Genomic DNA, 3,334 nt, shown 5'->3' with positions numbered 1-3,334 from the left:
CGAGGCTAAGGTTTTCTTGAGACCGGGCCTGCACCAAGCTGCCCCCCTGGTCCTGTGGCCTGCTGCCCAAGTCCAGGGCTTGGCGACAAAAGCGCCTACGCTGAGCCCAAAGAAGTCTTCGGCGCGCCGAGGGCCCTCTCAAAGGTTAGGGTAGGGAACCATTTTCAGGTCAGTGCGTTACTTAATTGGCCCCCAATTCCGGACTCCATAAAAGGAGTCTATATGACACTATCTTAAGCCACTATGAATCGTCACACTGCCCTCAACAACTTTGGAACTGACCCTGGCTCGCTGAGAGCGGACATTTATATTCCGAAGGACCTCCCGAAGAACAGCCCACTTGTCGTCGTGCTGCACGGCAGCACCCAATCGGCGGATAGCTATGATATCGGATCGGGCTGGTCTGCTCTCGCCGACGAATGCGGGATGGCTCTCCTGTTTTCGGAGCAACGAAAGAGAAACAACCCCATTGGCGTGAGGTTCAACCGGCTCACAATCCGGAAAAATCCAGCGCGGTCGTCGATGGTCGGCCCCTTGCCCAAATGCGCGCATCGCGAACTGCTATGAGGAGGACATGCACCGTCTCCGCCTGTTTTCAGGCGGCGGGCCTTGTGATGGTGATCTGGGTCACGTCGCAGTGACCGCCCTCGAACGCCCCGGCGCAAGAGGTGAGGTACAGATTCCACATCCGCCGGAATCGGTCGTCGAAGCCCCGCCGCGAGATTTCTTCCCAGCGCCCGTTGAATCTATCATGCCAGCGCCGGAGGGTCTGGCTGTAGCTGTCGCCAAACTCGATCGAATGGCTGACCTGCAACCCAGCACGGCGCACCTCGTCGCGCAGCACGCTTGGAGACGGCAACATGCCACCGGGGAAAATGTGTTTCTGGATGAAATCCACGCCCTTGCGGTAGGTCTCAAAGCGCTCGTCCTGCACCGTGATGATCTGCAAGGTGGCGTTGCGGCCCGGCTTCAGCCGGTCACGAACGACCTGAAAATAGGTCGGCCAGTATTTCTCGCCAACTGCCTCGAACATCTCAATGCTGGCGATGCCATCGTAACCCCCGCGTTCATCGCGATAATCCTGCATCCGGATTTCAACGCGATCCTGCAACCCCTTGGCCCGGATCCGTTCCACCGCATAGTCGTGCTGCTCTTGCGAGATTGTCAGCCCGGTCACGCGCAACCCACGCTCCGACGCGGCATATTCCGCGAAGCCGCCCCAGCCGCAGCCGATTTCCAGCACATGATCGCCAGGCTGCACGCCCATTTGGTCCACCATGCTTTCGTATTTCTGGTGCTGCGCCTTTTCCATCGGTTCTTGCCCGTTAAGAAAGAGGGCCGCCGAATAAGTCATCGTCTCATCCAACCACAGCCGGTAGAAATCGTTGCCGAGGTCGTAATGCGCGGTGATGTTCTTACGCGCCTGCCGCTTTGAGTTCCCACGCAGCCTGTGCCGCATATTTTCGAAGGTGCGCACCAGCGCCATGCCGGAAAAGCCATCGTAAAGCGCGTCGTTGCCGACACGCAAGAGGTCCATGAATGCCTGCAGGTTCGGCGAAGTCCACCAGCCATCCATGTAAGCCTCGGAAAAGCCCAGATCGCCCTCGCGGATCAGGCGCGCGAAAAGGTCAGGGTTGTGCACCTCGATCACAGCCGCCGGACCCGGATGGCGGCCTTCGGCGCGAAAGACGCGGCCATCGTCCAGCACTAAATCGAGCTGCCCGTTTTCTAATGACTGTGCCACGTTGAACACCTGCGCAAAGTAGCGCGGTAAGTCGGTCTGGTTTTTCACGGAGGTCAGCATCATGATCCCATCCCACAGCCCTCTTAACTTGCGTTTACTTGAGCGACATCAGGGATGTAGTGACGCGCAATCCGCGCCTCGAACGCCGCGTCCACGGTAACGAAAGGGTCATAGGTTGGGCTGTCCATGACAGTTTTCCGATCGACATCCAGATTGACCAAACTCTCTGCCCACGACACGTCCTTGGCAGAACGGGGCGAAATCAGGACATGTTTGCCCGGCCACCAGTTCTTTGTATCCACGGTCAGGAAATGGATCGTCCAGTCGGTATCGTTGATCAGAAAACCCTCGACATGACCGATGGAGCCATCGGTGGCATGCAGGTTATAGCCGGTCACAGCATCAATGCTGCGCAGATGGGGTTCATTGCCCTGATGCCGCTTGGCATCAAGCGCGTCCTGACGCCGTCGTGAATCGGCGTATTGCGTCTCTGAGATGCCAACGGTCCAGCCGCCATAGCCCCCCATGTAGAAGCCGTTTCCCCAATAGGGGCTCAAGTTGTAGTAACTATACATGCGTTCTTCGTGCTGCCGCGATACGGGTTTATGCGTGTCGATGGCAGGGCTGTCTTTGATCGATGCCATCGTCAGGCGGACTGAAAAACTGCGGGCAGACGTATCCGGGTGACCCAGAACCGAAACCGGCAGCAGCACCTTGCGCCCGGACAGCCAGGTGCCAGTATCAACGACGATCCAGCGGAGCGTCCAGCTTTCGTCATCGAACAGAAAATCAGTCACGGTGCCGATGCTGCCGTCGGTCGCGGCGATCTTGAAACCTTTGAGTTTAGAAGCTTCGATTAACATTGGATATGTTCCTTTTATTTGACCAAGTTTGGCACGCCTATGGGTTCGCCGCGCCTATGGCTGCCGCCGGTTTTGCGTCGCAGGGATAATCGCGCAAGGCGGGTTCGGAAACTGCACACAGCAAACGTTTCTTAGGAAGCCGTGTGTCGTGGCCCTACGATCAAGACCGATGTCTCATGCATATAATCGCGTGCAGCGGTGCGCCGCGCACTGATCTGTGTCAATTCGCCCGGAATTGCGATGGCTTATGCTTGGCGATGTCGGTGGCAATGGGCCACTGCCCGAACAGATAGGAATGCAATGAACCGTATCGTATATATCATCGGCCTCGTGGTCATCGTCCTGGTAATTCTGGGCTTTTTTGGCCTGCGCTGAGCGCCGAGCCGCTCCGAAACGGTCCAGACGGATTGAGTTGGGGATGCCTCCACGGATCTGATTTCCAGCGTGGTCAGGGTGTACGTCGGCAGAGTTTTTGGGTCCAAAGGCGGCTTAAATTAAGAGAGTGTCTGGCTCATCTGGTTAATTGCATTATGCGGCACGCTGGCTGTGATGCAACTGGCGTGCTTCGAGCGTCTTTCGTTTGATCCTTTCCCTTTGTTGTAGAATTGCTTTGTCGCGTCCGAAGTAGACGTCTGATGGTGTGACGTTGTTCAGGCTCTCATGATAACGCTGATGTGTTGAATGTCACTGAGAACTGACCCGGTATTTTCACCGAGATTTGACCCGC

At 56.9% G+C, this 3,334-nt stretch carries 3 protein-coding genes and 1 pseudogene; 1 reads left to right on the top strand and 3 read right to left on the bottom strand.

Annotation, left to right across the window (positions count from 1 at the left end):
* Positions 1–243: 243 nt before the first annotated feature.
* Positions 244–567, top strand: a complete 324-nt coding sequence (locus tag V7730_RS22455) for a PHB depolymerase family esterase (RefSeq protein ID WP_335749779.1) — start codon at positions 244–246, stop codon at positions 565–567.
* Between the two features lie 28 nt (positions 568–595).
* Here V7730_RS22455 and V7730_RS22450 read toward each other — a convergent pair whose 3' ends face one another.
* From V7730_RS22450 to V7730_RS22440, 3 genes and pseudogenes are all read right to left on the bottom strand, one after another.
* Positions 596–1,810, bottom strand: a complete 1,215-nt coding sequence (locus V7730_RS22450; protein ID WP_443070275.1) for a class I SAM-dependent methyltransferase — start codon at positions 1,808–1,810, stop codon at positions 596–598.
* A 17-nt stretch (positions 1,811–1,827) separates the two neighbouring features.
* A complete protein-coding gene (locus V7730_RS22445; protein ID WP_335749777.1) occupies positions 1,828–2,607 on the bottom strand; it encodes a PRC-barrel domain-containing protein in 780 nt (259 codons plus the stop codon).
* Between the two features lie 528 nt (positions 2,608–3,135).
* Positions 3,136–3,291, bottom strand: a pseudogene (locus V7730_RS22440) (IS3 family transposase); the annotation flags it as partial.
* Between the last annotated feature and the right edge of the window lie 43 nt (positions 3,292–3,334).

The organism is Sulfitobacter sp., from assembly GCF_036961165.1.
In the GTDB taxonomy this organism is placed as follows: Bacteria; Pseudomonadota; Alphaproteobacteria; order Rhodobacterales; family Rhodobacteraceae; genus Sulfitobacter.
Note: the sequence above shows the minus strand (reverse complement) of the source record. Positions and strands in the feature narration are given on the sequence as shown.

What these genes read in the sequence shown, in the direction of transcription:
- V7730_RS22455 (WP_335749779.1), top strand. Translation starts at nt 244, where the DNA reads ATGAATCGTCACACTGCCCTCAACAACTTTGGAACTGACCCTGGCTCG.
- V7730_RS22445 (WP_335749777.1), bottom strand. Translation starts at nt 2,607, where the DNA reads ATGTTAATCGAAGCTTCTAAACTCAAAGGTTTCAAGATCGCCGCGACC.